Source organism: Williamsia deligens, assembly GCF_024171765.1.
In the GTDB taxonomy this organism is placed as follows: domain Bacteria; phylum Actinomycetota; class Actinomycetes; order Mycobacteriales; family Mycobacteriaceae; genus Williamsia_A; species Williamsia_A deligens.
In genome coordinates, this window is record NZ_JAMTCI010000001.1 from 2,318,893 (window position 1) to 2,334,787 (window position 15,895).

A 15,895-nucleotide genomic window follows, 5' to 3' on the forward strand; every position below is an offset into this window, starting at 1 on the left:
CTGCGGTGGATGATGGCCCCATGGATCTGCAGTTGACGGGCAAGCGCGCGATCGTGACCGGGGGGAGTCGGGGGATCGGGCGCGCGATCGCCCGGGCGCTGGCCGGCGAGGGTGTCGACGTGGTGATCGCGGCACGCGGGCAGGAGGCGCTCGAGGCCGCGGCGGACGAGATCGCCCGCGAGACCGGGGCACGGGTGGTCGCGGTGACCGTGGACACCGGGGACCAGGCTTCGGTCGACGACCTCGTCGCACGGACGGTCGAGGAGTTCGGTGGTGTCGACATCCTGGTGAACTCCGCCGCGACACCGTGGAGCGCAGGCCGCCCCACCGACTTCGCGGGCACCACCGACGACGTGGTGCGTGAGGAAGTCGAGATCAAGGTCCTCGGGTACCTGCGCACGGCGCGGGCCGTCGCTCCCCACCTCACCGAGCAGGGTTGGGGTCGCATCATCAACATCAGTGGACTCGGTGCGCGGCAGGCGAAGTCGATCGCGCAGACCATCCGCAACGTCAGTGTGTCCGCCCTGACGAAGAACCTCGCCGACGAACTCGGCCCGCACGGCGTCACGGTCACCGTGGTGCATCCGGGCATGACGCGCACCGAGCGTCTCGTGGAGCGACTCGAGAAGCGATCCGCCGACGAGGGGGTCCCGGTCGCGGAGCTGGAACGGGAACTGGCGACGAACTCCATCCGCCGCATCGTCGACGCGTCCGAGGTCGCCGACGTGGTCACCTTCCTGGCGTCACCGCGGGGCGGTGCCATCACCGGGGACGCGGTCGCCGTCGGCGGCGGGATCCCGGGCCCCGTCTACTACTGAGCCCGCGATAGTGATCGGTCCTGCTCGCACCATCGCGACGGGCACCTCGCGGGGCGCGAGTCGACGGACGATGCACTGTCCGACATCGCGCACCGCGGCGCGGTCGTGGGTGAGACACCAGGCGTAGCGACGGTTCTCCAGCGGGCCGCGGTCGCCGAGGTCGCGGGCGACGACGGCCTGCGTGTACATCGGCGTCATGATGACCATCGCGAACTCGCCCGGGAAGGCGTCGTCGGTGTCGGCCGGGCCCCGGACACCCGGGATGTCGAGACGGCCGGCGCCGATGACCCCGACGAGGGTGTGCTTACGCGCGAACGCCGCGTACCGGCTGCCGAACCGACGGACGAAGGCCTCGGCGTTCTGTGCGGACACGAGCAGGCATCCCGCGCCCGGCCGCGCGTCGCCCAGGACGCTCAGCTCGTCGAAGACGCGGGCGATCGTCCCGTACTCCGCGACCCGGCTCGGCAGGCGGTCGAGGATCTCCGACGGCCTGCCGATCGGGTCGCGGAGGGGGTCGAACAGCCGGAGCGGGCGCACCGGATCGGGCGCCACGGGACCCAGGGGTGCGGGCGCGCCGAAGAGATACCCCTGACCGAGGGTCGCGCCGGCGACGGTCGCGAGTTGCGCGTCGCGTTCGGTCTCGATGCCCTCGGCGACGATGCGTGCGCCGGTGTTGACGGCGTAGTCGATGACGAAGTCCACGACGGCGGCGTTGCGCGGATGCGTGGGGTCGACGACGACACCGCGATCGAGTTTGACCACGTCGGGCAGTACGAGCGGGAGCAGTGTCAGCGAGTCGGGGTTGACGCCGACATCGTCGAGGGCGATGCCACAGCCGAACTCGCGGGCCCAGTCGATCGCCGCCATCACCGCCGCGGGATCGGCGAGGAGCTCCCGCTCGGTGAACTCGACGACGATCTGCAGCTCGGAGGCCGCGATCTCCCGGAACCGCTCCTCGGGGAGGCGCCAGCGCGGCATCGGCCCCAGGGCGCGTGGCTCGACGTTGACGAACAGCGTGAGCGGCCTGCGCAGCCCGCCGTCGAGCGCGCCCTCGACGGCCGCGCGACGGCAGATCCAGTCCAGGTCGAGCAGGGTTCCCGCGGCGGCGGCAGCGTCGAACACGGCGTCGGGGGTGGCGCCCGGGACGTCCGGCCAGCGGGCCAACGCCTCGTAGCCGAGGACCTCCCGGGTGGCGAGGTCCACGATGGGTTGGAACTGCGGGACCACACGGGCACCCAGGGCGCGCACGGCCGGGGATCCCGGCGTCGGCTGCATGAGGGCACCTTCCGTAGCTGCGGGACCACGTTGTCTCGAGTCCCGAGTGACGATTGTCACTGGCTGATTAGCGGTCTGCAACTATTCGCGCGGCCAGGCGCGCCGCACAACGTCGGTCTCCTGGTCATCGGTGCAGGTCGACGAGGTGCACACCGGGTTCTCGCGTCGCGTTTGGAACACTGGTGAGGTGACCGCGCAGACGACTCGATCGGCAGAACTGTTCCACCGGGCGACCGAGGCGATCCCGGGTGGTGTCAACTCTCCGGTGCGGGCGTTCTCCGCCGTCGGCGGCACACCGCGCTTCATCACCTCCGCCACCGGCTGCCGGATGACCGACGCCGACGGGAACACCTACGTCGACCTGATCAGCTCGTGGGGCCCGATGATCCTGGGGCACGCCCATCCGCAGGTCGTGGAGGCGGTGAGTCGGGCCGCTGCGACGGGCCTGTCGTTCGGTGCCCCGACCGAGGCGGAGATCGCCCTCGCCGAGGAGATCATCGGCCGCGTGGCGCCCGTCGAGCGCGTGCGGCTGGTCAACTCCGGCACCGAGGCCACCATGTCCGCGGTCCGTCTGGCGCGCGGGTTCACCGGTCGCACCAAGATCGTGAAGTTCTCCGGCTGTTACCACGGCCACGTCGACGCACTCCTCGCCGACGCCGGGTCCGGCGTCGCGACGCTGGGTCTGCCCACGACGCCCGGTGTGACCGGTGCGCAGGCGGCCGACACCATCGTCCTGCCCTACAACGACCTCGCGGCCGTCGAGGCGGTGTTCGCCGAGCACCCCGGTGAGATCGCGTGCGTCATCACCGAGGCCGCCGCAGGCAACATGGGCGCGATCGCCCCGGCCGCAGGCTTCAACGAGGGTCTGCGGTCGGTCACCGCCCGCGACGGCGCGCTGCTGATCATGGACGAGGTGATGACCGGGTTCCGGGTGAGCGCGGCGGGCTGGTTCGGCATCGACGGTGTCGCCGGCGACCTCTACACCTTCGGGAAGGTCATGAGCGGTGGTCTCCCGGCCGCCGCGTTCGGTGGCCGGGCCGACATCATGGGCCACCTCGCGCCCACCGGGCCCGTCTACCAGGCGGGCACCCTCTCGGGGAACCCCGTCGCGGTGGCGTCCGGCCTGACGACGCTGCGTCTGGCCGACGCGGAGGTCTACCGGAAGCTCGACGCCAACGCGGAGCGTCTCGGCGGGCTCATCACCGACGCGTTGACCGCCGAAGGGGTGGCGCACCGGGTGCAGTTCGCCGGGTCGATGCTCAGTGTGTTCTTCACAACCGCGACCGAGACGCCCGTCGTCGACTACGCGGGGGTCAAGGCGACCGAGACCTGGCGTTTCGCGCCGTTCTTCCACGCCCTGCTCGAGCGGGGGGTCTACCCGCCCCCGAGCGCGTTCGAGGCGTGGTTTGTGTCGGCGGCGCTCGACGAGGATGCTTTCGGTGTCCTGGCCGACGCCCTTCCCGCGGCCGCTCGGGCCGCGGGAGCAGCCGCGGAGCCGCAGGCGTGAGCGGCACCGAGATCCAGGGCGCAACACCCGAGGAGCTCCACTGATGCAGCGCACCATCGTGCACATGATGCGGCACGGCGAGGTCCACAATCCCGACGGCATCCTCTACGGCCGCCTGCCGAACTTCCGTCTCTCCGAGACCGGCGCGGCCCAGGCGCAGCGCGTCGCCGACGAGCTCGCCGACCACGACATCACCGCCGTGTTCGCCTCACCGCTGCAGCGCGCGCAGGAGACCGCGACACCGATCGCCGCGTCGCACGGACTGCAGATCATCACCGACGAGGGCCTCATCGAGGCCGAGAACGTCTTCGAGGGACTGCGGGTGTCCGTCGGTGACGGTGCCCTCCGACGTCCGCGCCACTGGGCGAAGCTGCGGGACCCGTTCACGCCGTCGTGGGGTGAGCCGTACATCCAGCTCGCCCACCGCATGCTCGCCGTGGCCGGCAAGGCCCGCGACACCGCCCGCGGCCACGAGGCCGTCTGCGTCAGCCACCAGCTCCCCGTCTACATCCTGCGTCGCTTCCTCGAGGGGCAGCGCCTGTGGCACGACCCGCGTCGTCGCCAGTGCTCGCTCGCGTCGCTGACCAGCCTTCTCTACGACGGTGACGCCCTCGTCGACATCGTCTACTCCGAGCCTGCCGGCGCCTCCGACCCGCTCGCCACGGGGGCGTGAGCGACGATCGTGAGGACGGTGTGCAGAGCGTTCGGGATCGTGCTGACGGCGGTGGCGCTCGTCGCTGCCCTCGCCGCCTGCGGCACCGGCAAGGACGCCGTCGCCCAGGGTGACACCTTCGAGTTCGTCTCACCGGGCGGCAAGACCGAGATCACCTACGACCCGCCGTCGAGCCGCAAGCGCGTCCGCGACCTGTCCGGGGAGAACGTCGTCACCGGCGCCCGGCTGGGCCTGTCCGACTTCGACGGCAAGGTCGTCGTGATCAACGTGTGGGGCCAGTGGTGCGCCCCGTGCCGCGCGGAGGTCGGCGATCTCGAGCAGGTCTACACCGACACCGCGCCGCTGGGCGTCGAGTTCCTGGGCATCAACTTCCGCGACAACCGTCAGGAAGCCCAGGACTACATCCGCAACAACGACGTCACCTACCCGTCGATCTTCGACTACCCCGGCCGCACCCTGGTCCGGCTGACGACGCCGACGTCGGTGGTCCCGACGACGGTCGTGCTGGACCGCTACCACCGGGCGGCCGCGGTCTTCCTGCGGACCATCTCCGCCGCCGAGCTCGACCCGCTCGTGCGCCGCCTGGCCGCCGAGCCGTACACACCGCCCGCGTCCCCGTCGGGCACCGGTACGTCGGTGGTCCGCGGGGAACCGTCGTGATCCTCGCGTCGGTGGGCAGCTCGTTCGCCTCGACCGCCGCGTCCGGCCCGATCGTCCTCGCGCTCGTCGCGTGCGCCGCCGCCGGTCTGATCTCGTTCGCGTCCCCGTGCGTGGTGCCGTTGGTGCCCGGCTACCTGTCGTACCTGGCCGGCCTGGTCGGTGCCGAGGCGCCGCCGGTGCGTGCCGGCGACAAGCCGTCGACCGGACGCGGACGCGTCGCCGGGGCGGCCCTGCTGTTCGTCCTCGGGTTCACCGTCGTCTTCGTCCTCGCCACGGCCACAGTCTTCGGACTCACATCGTCGGTGCTGGTCAACCGGGAGCTGCTGCAGCGCATCGGCGGTGTGGTCACCATCCTCATGGGCCTGGTGTTCATCGGGCTCGTCCCAATGCTGCAGCGCGACGCGCGGTTCCACCCGCGGCTGGTGTCCAACCTCGTCGGCGCACCACTGCTCGGCGCCGTCTTCGCGCTCGGCTGGACGCCCTGCCTCGGGCCGACGCTGGCGGCCGTCGTCGCCACCGCCTCGGGCACCGAGGGGTCGACCGCGGCCCGCGGTGTCGCGCTCATCGTCGCCTACTGCCTCGGGCTGGGCCTGCCGTTCGTCCTGCTGGCCTTCGGGTCGGCCACGGCCCTGCGCGCCGTCGGGTGGATGCGGACCCACGCCCGCGCCATCCAGGTCGTCGGGGGCGTCCTGCTCATCCTGGTGGGGATCGCCCTGGTGACCGGACTCTGGGACGGCTTCGTCACCTGGGTCCGCGACGCCTTCATCACGAACACGGAACTGCCGATATGACCGACACCCAGACCCGTCCCGCGGCCGCGACGCCGCCGCAGCAGCCGACACCGTCGGTGCTGCGACGCCGACTGCTCTGGCCGGTCCGCAACCTGTGGCGCTCGCTGACGTCGATGCGGACGGCGCTCGCGCTGCTGTTCCTCCTCGCGCTGGCCGCGGTCCCCGGCGCGCTGCTCCCGCAGCGGGAGCTCAACTCGCAGAAGACCCAGGCCTACATCGACTCCCACGGTCTCGCCGGCCGCATCCTCGACCGCCTGCAGTTCTTCGAGGTCTTCTCCTCGGCCTGGTTCACCGCGATCTACGTCCTGCTGTTCATCTCGCTGGTCGGGTGCCTCACGCCGCGGATGATCGAGCACGCGAAGTCGCTGCGTGCCCAGCCCGTCGCGACACCCCGCAACCTGACCCGCATGCCCCGCCACGAGACGCGCGAGGTCGCCGGCGACCCCGAGCAGGTGGCCGACCGCATCAGCGGCAACCTGCGCGGCTGGCGTCGGAAGACCACTGTCCGTGACGACGGCGTCGTCGAGATCTCCGCGGAGAAGGGGTACCTGCGCGAGTTCGGCAACCTCGTCTTCCACTTCGCGCTGCTGGCGCTGCTCGTGTCCATCGCGGTGGGCAAGCTGTGGGGCTACGAGGGCACCCGCATCCTCGTCGCCGACGGTCAGCAGGGCCTGTGCAACACCTCGACCGCGGTCTACGACTCGTTCCGCGGCGGCAACCTCGTCGACGGCACCGACCTCACACCGTTCTGCATCAAGATCGACAGCTTCTCCGCGAAGTACCTGCAGACCGGCCAGCCCGACATGTACTCGGCCAAGCTGGACTACCAGACCGGCGCCGACATCGACTCCGACCGCACCCGGTCGGCGACGGTGAAGGTCAACGACCCGCTGCGCGTCGCCGGTGACCGCGTCTACCTCCTCGGCCACGGGTACGCGCCCACGTTCACGGTGCGGTTCGCCAACGGGGAGACCCGCACGCAGACCGTGCCGTTCACACCGAACGAGACGGTCACCCTGCTCTCGTCGGGTGCGGCCCGCTTCGACACACCCGCCGGGCTCTACCCCGACCCCGACACCCGTCGCAAGAACCAGATCGCGCTCGAGGGGATCTTCGCCCCGACCGCGGCGTTCAGCGGGACCAACAACACCCTGCTGTCGTCGTCGTTCCCCGACGCGCGTGACCCGGCCGTCGCCATCCGGATCTACGAGGGCGACACCGGTCTCGACACCGGCCGGGCGCAGAACGTCTACTCGCTCGACCAGAACCTCATCAACCAGGGCCGCCTGCGCCAACAGGTGACCACGGGCGGGTCGAAGCTCGGCACCAACCTGAAGGTGGGCCAGTCGACGCGTCTGCCCGACGGCACCACGGTCAGCTTCGACGGTTACCAGCAGTGGGCGTCGTTGCAGGTCAGCCACGACCCGGCGCAGCAGTACGTCCTCATCTCCGCGATCGCGATGCTCGCGGGGCTGCTCGTGTCGCTGCTGGTCAAGCGACGTCGCGTGTGGGCCCGGGTGTCACCGGTCACCGGTGGGGACGGCGCGGGCGACAAACGACTTACAGTAGTAGAGATGGCCGGTCTGGCCCGGACCGATCAGGCCGGGTGGGGCGAGGGGTTCGCGACCCTCGTCGACAAGGTCACTGCAGACAAGGTCGGCACCGATGCGGCGCCGACGACCGAGAGGTGAACCAGGTGCAGATCGACGAGAACCTGTCGCGCTACTCCGACCTCCTGTTCGGCACCACGCTGACGGTGTACGTGCTGGCGATGATCCTGTTCCTCGCCGCGCTGGCGTCGTCGACGGGTCGTGCGAGCGCACCGGCCGCCGCCGAGAACCAGTTGGTCAAGGCCGGTGTGGGGGGCGGATCCGTCCCGGCCGGTCGGGACACGACGGTGCGGGTGCCCGGTCGCGTTGCCGACAAGGAACGACTCCCGTGGGGTGACCGCCTCGCGCGCATGGCGTTCCCGGTGGTCATCGTCGGCGCGTTGGCCCACATCGGGTCGGTGGTCCTGCGCGGTCTCGCGACCGACCGCATGCCCTGGGGCAACATGTACGAGTTCATCAGCCTGTCGTGCGTGGCGGGCGTGGTGGCCGGCATCGTCGTGCTGCGGCGCCCCGAGCACCGCCCGCTGCTGACGTTCGTGCTGGTGCCCGTCACCCTGCTGATGTTCATCGCCGGTAAGTGGCTGTACACGCAGGCCGCGCCCGTGGTCCCCGCGCTGAAGTCGTACTGGCTGGCGATCCACGTGTCGATCGTGTCGGTCGGATCGGGCGTCTTCCTGGTGTCCGGTGTCGCGAGCGCCCTGTACCTGATCAAGCTGCGCTGGCCCGACGCCGGATCGTCGCTCGGCGGTCGCATCCTCGACCGGCTCCCGAGCCCGGAGGCGCTCGACCGGCTGGCCTACAAGACCGTCGTCTTCGCGTTCCCGCTGTTCGGCCTGGGCGTCATCTGCGGCGCCATCTGGGCCGAGTCGGCCTGGGGTCGTTTCTGGGGCTGGGATCCCAAGGAGACGGTGTCGTTCATCGCGTGGATCATCTACGCGGCCTACCTGCACGCACGCGCGACCGCCGGGTGGCGCAACACGAACGCGGCGTGGATCAACATCGCCGGGTTCGTGGCGATGCTGTTCAACCTCTTCATCATCAACCTGGTCGTCTCGGGGCTGCACTCCTACGCCGGTCTGTGACCGCGGCGGGGTGCGCCCAGAGACGAGCGGTCAGGACGCGCCGGCCTGCTTCTTGACGACCTTCAGCAGCTCGATGACGGTGTCGATCGTGGACTCCGACAGGGCGCCGTGGCGGAACGCGGCGATGTGCGCACCGGTCTCCGCGGCCATGGCCACGTACTCACGCTGCTGCTCGACCCGCTTGAGGTCTTCCTCGGGGTCGGACAGGAAGTAGGTCACGCTGATCTCGAAGGCCCGTGAGATGGCCTCGACGGTCCGGAACGACGGCGTCTTCGCCTTTCCCGTGCGCAGCTGCGAGATGTAGGCGTCCGACAACGTATAGCCCAGGTGGTTGGCCTTGAGGGCGATCTTCTTGCCGGTGTAGGGGATGCCGTTCTCGTCGCGGACCGTGTCGAACAGCTCGTTGAGGCTGTCGGCGAACGGCTTCGCGACGCGGACGTCGTCTGAGATGGTCATGAATGCTCTCCCGAATCCATCGGAGCGCCGACGTCCGTGGAATCGCGCCGACATCTCGCCCGGTTTGTTGTGATCACGCGAGACGGAGCACGCCTCGCATGTTTGACGAACTCTACCGCCCGTCGAGCTGTTTGCGGCGTGTCGCGCACCACCGGGAACACATGCCCGGTGTGTCGGAAAAGTTCTGAAGCACAACGAATCAGGCTGGTCGAGCCATGGGACCCGGGAAATCCGCCACCGCGGTGGCGGTCATCGGGTCAGGAGACGGTCGGCGCCTGCGGGTCGTCGTCCTGGTCGGCGTCGTGGCGACCGGTGCGGCGGCGTTCCTTGCCGAGGTCCCACAGGAAGTCGACGTCGTCGTCGGGACCGATCGGACCTCGACGCGGCGGCGTCACATCCTGCTCGGGCTTGAACGCCCGCCAGACCAGATAGGCCACCCCGACAGCCACCACGAACGCGATCACATAGACCACCGCACACCTCCACTACCCGTTGTTCCAGGGTACGCGAGCCGGACGGGCCGGAGGCGTGGGCGAGAGACCGCAGGGCAGACGCAGAACGGGCCCGTGATCGACGATCACGGACCCGTCACCGCAGGGGTGTGTCAGTCGGTGCGACGGTTGAGCAGCGCCACCACGTCGGCCTCGCGGAACCGGCGGTGGCCACCCGGGGTGCGGATGGCGCCCAGCAGACCGGAGCTGGCCCAGCGGGCGACGGTCTTGGGGTTGACGTTGAACATCGCGGCGACCTGACCGGGCGTGAGCGTGTGCTGACTCGCCAGTCGCGGGGTGATCATCGCGGAGCCGGAGATCCCGGTGGGGTGAGCGGCGGTCATGGTGCCTCCTGAGAAAGGGTCGAACGTGGTTTCCGTAGCGACGTCGTCATGGTTACACCGGAAATGCCAGGTGTTCGAACCGTCAGGCGCTGGTAAACCATCAGTAAAAATCGGACATCGCGGGCGTGGGACCCGTCCGTCGTAGGCTGGCGGGGTGAGCGAAACCCCTGATCCCGCCCTGTCCGCAGGCGCGCCGCAGGCCGCGCCCCAGCCCGGGGCGGGCCGTCGGCTCGCCGTCGCGCTCGCCCTGTACACCGGCGTGCGCCTCCTCCTGGTGGTGGTGATCGCCGCGATCATCTACGGCGTCGGTCGCGCCGCCGGCATCGACGTCCCGATCCTCGTCGCCGCCATCTTCGCCGTGCTCATCGCGCTGCCGCTGGGCATGATCGCGTTCAAGTCGCTGCGCCTGCGGGTCAACGCCGCCATCGCCGAGGTGGACGAGGACCGGCGGATCAAGCGGGAGTCGCTGCAGGCGCGCCTGCGGGGTGAGCCGGGCTCGCCGTCGTGACCACCGCACTCGGCGGCGGCGTCTGGACCGACCACCGCGCCGACCGCAGCTGGACGCAGAACGCGATCCGCCTCATCGAGGCCGACGCGACCCGCAGCGCGGACACGCATCTGCTGCGGTTCCCGTTGCCGACGTGGAGCACCTCCTCGGGGGGCATCGACCTGTATCTCAAGGACGAGAGCACCCACATCACCGGATCCCTCAAGCACCGCTTGGCGCGGTCGCTGTTCCTCTACGCGCTGTGCAACGGGTGGATCCGCCAGGGGGCGCCGGTGATCGAGGCGTCGTCCGGGTCGACGGCGGTGTCCGAGGCGTACTTCGCGGCGCTCATCGGGGTGCCGTTCGTGGCGGTGATGCCGCGGACCACCTCGGCCAGCAAGGTCGCGCTCATCGAGCGGCAGGGCGGTCGGTGCCACTTCGTCGACGCCGCCGGCGAGGTGTACACCGCCGCAGCCGATCTGGCCCGCCAGACCGGCGGTCACTTCATCGACCAGTTCACGATGGCCGAGCGCGCCACCGACTGGCGCGGCAACAACAACATCGCCGAGTCGATCTTCACCCAACTCGCCGACGAGCGGCACCCGGTGCCGACGTGGGTGGTGGTCGGCGCGGGCACCGGCGGGACGTCGGCGACCATCGGTCGCTACATCCGGTACCGCCGTCACCCGACGTGGCTCGCCGTCGTCGACCCCGAGAACTCCGTGTTCGCACCGGCGTACGCGACCGGCGACCCGACGGTGTCGTCGTCGACCGGCTCCCGGATCGAGGGGATCGGCCGTCCCCGCGTCGAGCCGTCGTTCGTCTCCCAGGTCATCGACGCGATGGTGACCGTCCCGGACGCGGCGTCGATCGCGACCGCCCGGCTCGTCAGCGACGTCCTCGGGCGGCGGGTGGGCGGATCCACCGGCACCAACATGTGGGGTGCCTTCGCGCTCGTGGCGCAGATGGCCGCGGCCGGGCGGCCGGGCAGCGTCGTGACCCTGCTCTGCGACGCCGGTGACCGCTACGGCGACACCTACTTCGACGACGCGTGGGTCGCCGCCCAGGGGATCTCCCTCGACGCCCCGCGCGCCGTCCTCGACGAGTTCTGGGCCGACGGCTCCTGGCCGACAGGTTCTGGGCCGACCGGTTCCGGACCCACGGCGTGACGGGGGCGGGGGGCCCGGCGATCGACGCGGTCGACCTGGTGCGCGAGTACCGCATGGGCGACGCGACCGTGCGCGCTCTGGACGGCCTGACGCTGCGGTTGGACGCCGGGCAGTTCGTGTCGGTCGTCGGACCGTCCGGGGCGGGCAAGTCGACGCTGCTGCACGTGATGGGGGCGCTCGACGTCCCGGACTCGGGTCGCATCCTCGTCGACGGCAGCGACATCTCCGCCATGGACGACGACGAGCTGTCGACGTTCCGGCGTCGCCGCGTCGGGTTCGTGTTCCAGTTCTTCAACCTCGTGCCGACGTTGTCGGCGTGGGAGAACGTCGCGCTGCCCCGACTGCTCGACGGGACACCGTTGCGGCGCAGCCGGACCGACGCGCAGGAACTCCTCGACCGTGTCGGGCTGGGCAACCGGGCCGACCACCGACCCGGTGAGCTGTCCGGCGGCCAGATGCAGCGCGTGGCCATCGCCCGCTCGCTCATCATGGGTCCGCGGATCCTCCTCGCCGACGAGCCGACGGGGAACCTGGACTCGCAGACCGGTGCGGCCATCCTCGACCTGCTGGGCGACGTCGCCCGCGACGGGGAGGGCCGCCTGGTGGTGATGGTGACCCACGACGTGAACGCCGCGGAGGTCGCAGACCGCACCGTCACCGTGCGCGACGGCCGCATCGCGTCGTGAGCTCCCCGGCACCCCAGACCCCGGCACCCCTGGCCCGCGGCCTCGCCGCGGTCGGGCGCCTGCGTGTGCTCAACCTGCGCGAGACACGGACGCACCAGCTGCGTCTGATCACGTCACTGCTGGTGATCGCGGTGTCGTCGCTGCTGCTGGTCGCGGTGCTCAGCACGTACGGGTCCATCACCGACTCGGTCTCGCGGTTGTCCGCCACGATTGCCGGTGACGCCGACCTCGACGTCGGTGCGATCGGCGACGCCGGCGTCGACGCGTCACTGGTCGGCGAGATCCGCCGGGGGGTGCCGCAGGCGTCGACCGTGGCGCCGCTGGTGCGCTCGTCGGCGACGCTCGGGACCGGGTCCGATCGCGTCGCCGTGCTCGGCGCCGACACCTCCGTCCTCGGCCTCGGCGGCGCGCTGCGGTCTGTCCTGGCGTCCGGCTCCGGTGGTTCCACGACTCGCTTCGACCCGGCCACCTCGGTCGCGGTGGGGCCGGGGCTGGGACTGTCGGTGGGGGACCGCATCCGTGTCGGCGGCGTACCGGTGACCGTCGCCGAGGTGGTCCGCTCCGACGCCGCGCGCCCGATCGCGTCGGGTCGGTTCATCGCCGCGTTCCTGCCACTCGCACAACGCATCACGGGGGAGTCCGGTCGGGTCGACTCCGTCCTCGTCGCCGCCGCGCCCGGTGTCTCGACCGACGATCTGCGCGCCCGCGTCGAGGCTGTCGTGGAGGGACGCGCCGTCGTCAACGACCCCGACTACCGCGCGGCACAGGTCGCGACGGCCAGTGCGGTGACCCGTGATTCGACGCTGCTCGTCGCCCTGATCTCCGTCGTGATCGCGGCGTTCCTCGTCTTCAACACCATGACGATGGCGGTCGCGTCACGCCGCCCCGTGCTCGCGATGGTGCGGGCGATCGGTGGGCGACGGGGACCGCTGGTCCGCGACCTCATCGGCGAGGCCGCGGTCATCGGGGCGCTCGGCGGCCTCATCGGCGTGCCGCTGGGGATGCTCGCCGGACGCTGGATCATCGGACGGCTGCCGTCGGCGAACATCGACAGCGTCTCGGCGACGGTCACGTACTCGGTCGCCTGGTACGCGCCCGTGGTGGCGCTCGTCGCGTGCGTCGCGGCCTGTGCGGCGGCCAGTCTCCTGGCGGCGCGGTCGGTGCTGCGCCTCTCGCCGGTCGAGGCGATGTCGCCGGTGCAGTCCGACGAGCAGTCGCGCGGCTCCACCCGACTCGAGATCGCCGCCGGCGCCGCCGGTCTGGGCGCGATCGCCGTCGGCTGGGTGATCGCCTACACCGTCACCGGGCGTGCGGTGTTCTCCGCCGCGGTCCTCTCCAGCATCGGTGGGCTGCTGGTCTTCTTCGCCCTGACACGGCCGATCGTGGCGGCGATCGTGGGTCTCGCCCGCCGCATCGGTGGGCCCGGCCAACTCGCTGCTGTGACCGCCGAACGCACGCCGCGGCGGGTGTGGACGACGGCGATGACGGTGGCCGTCGCGGTGTCGGTGGGCATCGGGACGTCCGGGGCGATGAACGACCTGATCGGGTCGGTGTCCGGCGCGCTCGACGGCGTCGGCGATCCCGACCTCTACGTCTCCACCCAGCCCGTCAGCGACATCCCCGCCGGACCCGTCCTCGATCCGGCTGTGCGCGAGGCGGTCTCGACCGTCCCAGGTGTGTCGCGGGTCGTCGGCGGGCAGTGGGCCTATCTCAACCTCGGTGCGGCGCGCGTCGTCGTGCAGGGGCTGACGCCCGGCGTGCAGTCGCCGTTTGTCAAGCGCGCGTCGCCGCAGGTGGTGCGACAGGCCATCGCCGGCGACGGCATCGTGTTGTCGAAGGTGCTGTCGGCGACGGTCGGCAAGGGTGTCGGCGACGAGGTCCGACTCGCTACGCCCGTCGGATACCGGACGCTGCGGGTGCTGCAGGTCGTCGACTACCCGGCGATCGAGTCGGGGACGGCGGCGATGTCGTTCGACCTGCTGCAGCAGTGGTTCCAGCGGTCGGGGGACACGTTCCTGCAGGTGACGATCGCGCCGGGCGCCGACCCGGCACAGGTGCGCACCGCGGTGACGCGGGCCGCGCAGGGTGCTGTCGTCGGGCAGGCCGGTGCGGTGCGGCCGTACGTCTACACCGGCCCGGAGACGCTCGACGCGACGCGCGCGTCGGTGGAGCAGTCGGGATCGTTCACCATCGCCATCCAGTGGATCGTCGCGCTGGTCGCGGCCGTCGCGCTGCTCAACACGCTGCTGCTGTCGGTGATCGAACGGCGACGCGAGATCGGTGTGTTGCGGGCGATGGGTGCGTCGCGGCGGTTCGCCTCGCGCATGGTGGTGGCCGAGGCGGCCGCCATCGCCGGGGTCGGTGCCGTGCTGGGTGTCGCGAGCGGGGAACTGCTGCACGCCGTCAGCGACCAGGTTCTCGGCGTCACCACCGCGGTCTCCATCGACTACCGGCCGCAGCTGTTCACGGTGGTCTACGTCGTCGCGGCGTTCGTGCTGTGCGTCGTCGGGGCGGTGGTCCCCGCCCTGCGCGCCGGCCGCCTCACCATCGTCGACGCCATCGCGGACGAGTAGCCGCCGCAACACCACCCCTCCGGCGTCGAGTGGGCGGTTGGAGACGTTCGTTGGGCGGTTAGAGACGTTCGTTGGGCGGTAGGAGCCGTCGAGTGGGCAGTTAGCCGATCAGCCGCCCACTCGACGTCCATAGCCGCCCACTCGACGTGTAAACCGCCCAGTCGACGGGGTGGTAACGACCGCGCGTCAAGAAAGGTTGACAACCCTCGCCGTGTCAACATAACCTGACGCCCATGCACGACGAGAACGACGACATCACCACCGCGGCCGCGAGTACCGACCCCGCTCAGGGGCTCGCTGCGGTCCGGGCTCTGCGAACGCTCGCCGACCGCCTCGAGGAGGTCCAGGTCGGCAATGCGCGGGAGCAGGGATGGAGTTGGCAGGCGATCGCCGAGGTCCTCGGGATCAGCCGTCAGGCCGTGCATCAGAAGCACTCGACCCCGAAGGGACACTGACATGTTCGACCACATGACCCGCGAGAACAGGCACATCCTGTCCTTCGCCATGGAAGAGGCCGCCGACCTCGGGCACGCCCAACTCGGCACCGATCACCTGATCCTGGGCATGCTCTGCAACGCCCGCAGCGACGTGTTCGCACTGCTCACCGAGCAGGGCTTCACGCTCGCCACCGCCCGCGACACCGTCCGCGAGATCCACGGCGACGACGACGGCACCGACAGCGCCGGCGCGGAAGCCGACGCCGAGCAGGTCGCCGACGACCGCGAAGCCCTCAAGTCCGTCGGCATCGACCTCGACAAGGTCGCCGACGCCATCAAGCGCGCGTTCGGCACCGACATCACCGACGGGTGGTCGAAGCGCGGCCCGGAACGTCGTGGCCGCGGCGGACCGCACCGCCACCACCATCACGACCACGGCGGTCGCGACCGCGATCACCGTCGCGGACGCGGCGGTCCGTGGGATGGCCCCGATGTCGGACCGGGGGCGCGTCGCGGCCCCGGTGGACCCGGCGGATGGGACGACGACGAGGCCGGGCCGTGGCAGCACGGCCGGGGCCGACGCGGCCCGCGCGGTCGTGGCGGCCCGTGGGGTCGCCCGCGGTTCTCGGCCTCGGCACGCGCGGCTCTCGGCGAGGCGGTCCGCATCGCCCGCGAGTCCGACGATGACGAGCGCGGTGGCCGGCTACGCGCCGAGCACGTGCTGCTCGGGATCCTGGCCGTCGGCGACGAGCGTTCGCGCCGGCTGATCGAGTCGGTCACCACCGTGGATCAGCTGCGCGCCGCGCTCACCGCGGCGGTCTGATCCGATCGTGCAG

17 protein-coding genes are annotated in these 15,895 nt (G+C 71.0%); 13 read left to right on the forward strand and 4 right to left on the reverse strand.

What is annotated here, in order from left to right:
- The first annotated feature begins 20 nt into the window (after positions 1-20).
- Positions 21-818: an SDR family NAD(P)-dependent oxidoreductase gene (locus tag LX14_RS10940; RefSeq protein ID WP_253647230.1), complete on the forward strand. Its 798-nt coding sequence runs from the start codon at positions 21-23 to the stop codon at positions 816-818.
- Here LX14_RS10940 and LX14_RS10945 read toward each other — a convergent pair.
- Positions 744-2,093, reverse strand: a complete 1,350-nt coding sequence (locus LX14_RS10945) for an EAL domain-containing protein (protein ID WP_253647231.1) — start codon at positions 2,091-2,093, stop codon at positions 744-746. The genes LX14_RS10940 and LX14_RS10945 overlap by 75 nt on opposite strands.
- 187 nt (positions 2,094-2,280) lie before the next feature.
- Here LX14_RS10945 and hemL point away from each other — a divergent pair, with 187 nt between their 5' ends.
- From hemL to ccsB, 6 genes are read left to right on the forward strand one after another with little or no spacing between them, the layout of a single operon-like run.
- A complete protein-coding gene (gene hemL, locus LX14_RS10950) occupies positions 2,281-3,600 on the forward strand; it encodes a glutamate-1-semialdehyde 2,1-aminomutase (protein WP_253647232.1) in 1,320 nt (439 codons plus the stop codon).
- 43 nt (positions 3,601-3,643) lie between these two features.
- Positions 3,644-4,273 (forward strand): histidine phosphatase family protein, encoded by a 630-nt coding sequence (locus LX14_RS10955; RefSeq protein WP_253647233.1) that lies wholly within the window; start codon positions 3,644-3,646, stop codon positions 4,271-4,273.
- Between the two features lie 18 nt (positions 4,274-4,291).
- A complete protein-coding gene (locus LX14_RS10960) occupies positions 4,292-4,933 on the forward strand; it encodes a TlpA disulfide reductase family protein (protein WP_253647234.1) in 642 nt (213 codons plus the stop codon).
- An 11-nt stretch (positions 4,934-4,944) separates the two neighbouring features.
- Complete coding sequence (locus LX14_RS10965) at positions 4,945-5,724, forward strand: cytochrome c biogenesis CcdA family protein (RefSeq protein ID WP_253647235.1); 780 nt, start codon at positions 4,945-4,947, stop codon at positions 5,722-5,724.
- On the forward strand, positions 5,721-7,415 hold the full coding sequence (gene resB / locus LX14_RS10970) for a cytochrome c biogenesis protein ResB (RefSeq protein ID WP_253647236.1): 1,695 nt from the start codon (positions 5,721-5,723) through the stop codon (positions 7,413-7,415). The genes LX14_RS10965 and resB overlap by 4 nt, the downstream gene beginning before the upstream one ends.
- A gap of 5 nt (positions 7,416-7,420) precedes the next feature.
- Positions 7,421-8,416: a c-type cytochrome biogenesis protein CcsB gene (ccsB, locus tag LX14_RS10975; RefSeq protein ID WP_372505377.1), complete on the forward strand. Its 996-nt coding sequence runs from the start codon at positions 7,421-7,423 to the stop codon at positions 8,414-8,416.
- A gap of 30 nt (positions 8,417-8,446) precedes the next feature.
- Here the strand turns inward: ccsB and LX14_RS10980 are convergent, their stop codons facing one another.
- The 3 genes from LX14_RS10980 to LX14_RS10990 all read right to left on the reverse strand — a co-directional run bounded on the left by LX14_RS10980 (position 8,447) and on the right by LX14_RS10990 (position 9,707).
- Positions 8,447-8,872, reverse strand: a complete 426-nt coding sequence (locus LX14_RS10980) for a helix-turn-helix domain-containing protein (protein WP_253647238.1) — start codon at positions 8,870-8,872, stop codon at positions 8,447-8,449.
- Between the two features lie 257 nt (positions 8,873-9,129).
- Complete coding sequence (locus tag LX14_RS10985) at positions 9,130-9,345, reverse strand: hypothetical protein (protein ID WP_253647239.1); 216 nt, start codon at positions 9,343-9,345, stop codon at positions 9,130-9,132.
- Positions 9,346-9,476: 131 nt separating this feature from the next.
- A complete protein-coding gene (locus LX14_RS10990; protein ID WP_301283193.1) occupies positions 9,477-9,707 on the reverse strand; it encodes a BldC family transcriptional regulator in 231 nt (76 codons plus the stop codon).
- A gap of 154 nt (positions 9,708-9,861) precedes the next feature.
- On the opposite strand from LX14_RS10990, the gene LX14_RS10995 reads away from it, so the two are divergent.
- The 6 genes from LX14_RS10995 to LX14_RS11020 all read left to right on the forward strand — a co-directional run bounded on the left by LX14_RS10995 (position 9,862) and on the right by LX14_RS11020 (position 15,882).
- Positions 9,862-10,215: a DUF4229 domain-containing protein gene (locus tag LX14_RS10995; protein WP_372505320.1), complete on the forward strand. Its 354-nt coding sequence runs from the start codon at positions 9,862-9,864 to the stop codon at positions 10,213-10,215.
- Positions 10,212-11,363, forward strand: coding sequence for an L-cysteine desulfhydrase Cds1 (gene cds1 / locus LX14_RS11000; RefSeq protein WP_253647240.1), 1,152 nt, complete (start codon positions 10,212-10,214; stop codon positions 11,361-11,363). The genes LX14_RS10995 and cds1 overlap by 4 nt, the downstream gene beginning before the upstream one ends.
- Positions 11,364-11,416: 53 nt before the next feature.
- Positions 11,417-12,049, forward strand: a complete 633-nt coding sequence (locus tag LX14_RS11005; protein WP_253647980.1) for an ABC transporter ATP-binding protein — start codon at positions 11,417-11,419, stop codon at positions 12,047-12,049.
- Positions 12,046-14,622 (forward strand): FtsX-like permease family protein, encoded by a 2,577-nt coding sequence (locus LX14_RS11010; protein WP_253647241.1) that lies wholly within the window; start codon positions 12,046-12,048, stop codon positions 14,620-14,622. The genes LX14_RS11005 and LX14_RS11010 overlap by 4 nt, the downstream gene beginning before the upstream one ends.
- A 233-nt stretch (positions 14,623-14,855) precedes the next feature.
- On the forward strand, positions 14,856-15,077 hold the full coding sequence (locus tag LX14_RS11015) for a helix-turn-helix domain-containing protein (RefSeq protein WP_253647242.1): 222 nt from the start codon (positions 14,856-14,858) through the stop codon (positions 15,075-15,077).
- Between the two features lies 1 nt (position 15,078).
- Positions 15,079-15,882 carry a Clp protease N-terminal domain-containing protein gene (locus LX14_RS11020; protein WP_253647243.1) on the forward strand — a complete coding sequence of 268 codons (804 nt, stop codon included), beginning with the start codon at positions 15,079-15,081 and terminating at the stop codon, positions 15,880-15,882.
- Positions 15,883-15,895 lie beyond the last annotated feature (13 nt).

Coding starts and splice junctions, on each gene's coding strand:
- LX14_RS10945 (WP_253647231.1), bottom strand. CDS start 2,093: ATGCAGCCGACGCCGGGATCCCCGGCCGTGCGCGCCCTGGGTGCCCGT.
- LX14_RS10990 (WP_301283193.1), bottom strand. CDS start 9,707: ATGACCGCCGCTCACCCCACCGGGATCTCCGGCTCCGCGATGATCACC.
- resB (WP_253647236.1), top strand. CDS start 5,721: ATGACCGACACCCAGACCCGTCCCGCGGCCGCGACGCCGCCGCAGCAG.
- LX14_RS10980 (WP_253647238.1), bottom strand. CDS start 8,872: ATGACCATCTCAGACGACGTCCGCGTCGCGAAGCCGTTCGCCGACAGC.
- LX14_RS10955 (WP_253647233.1), top strand. CDS start 3,644: ATGCAGCGCACCATCGTGCACATGATGCGGCACGGCGAGGTCCACAAT.
- LX14_RS10940 (WP_253647230.1), top strand. CDS start 21: ATGGATCTGCAGTTGACGGGCAAGCGCGCGATCGTGACCGGGGGGAGT.
- LX14_RS11015 (WP_253647242.1), top strand. CDS start 14,856: ATGCACGACGAGAACGACGACATCACCACCGCGGCCGCGAGTACCGAC.
- LX14_RS11005 (WP_253647980.1), top strand. CDS start 11,417: ATGGGCGACGCGACCGTGCGCGCTCTGGACGGCCTGACGCTGCGGTTG.
- LX14_RS11020 (WP_253647243.1), top strand. CDS start 15,079: ATGTTCGACCACATGACCCGCGAGAACAGGCACATCCTGTCCTTCGCC.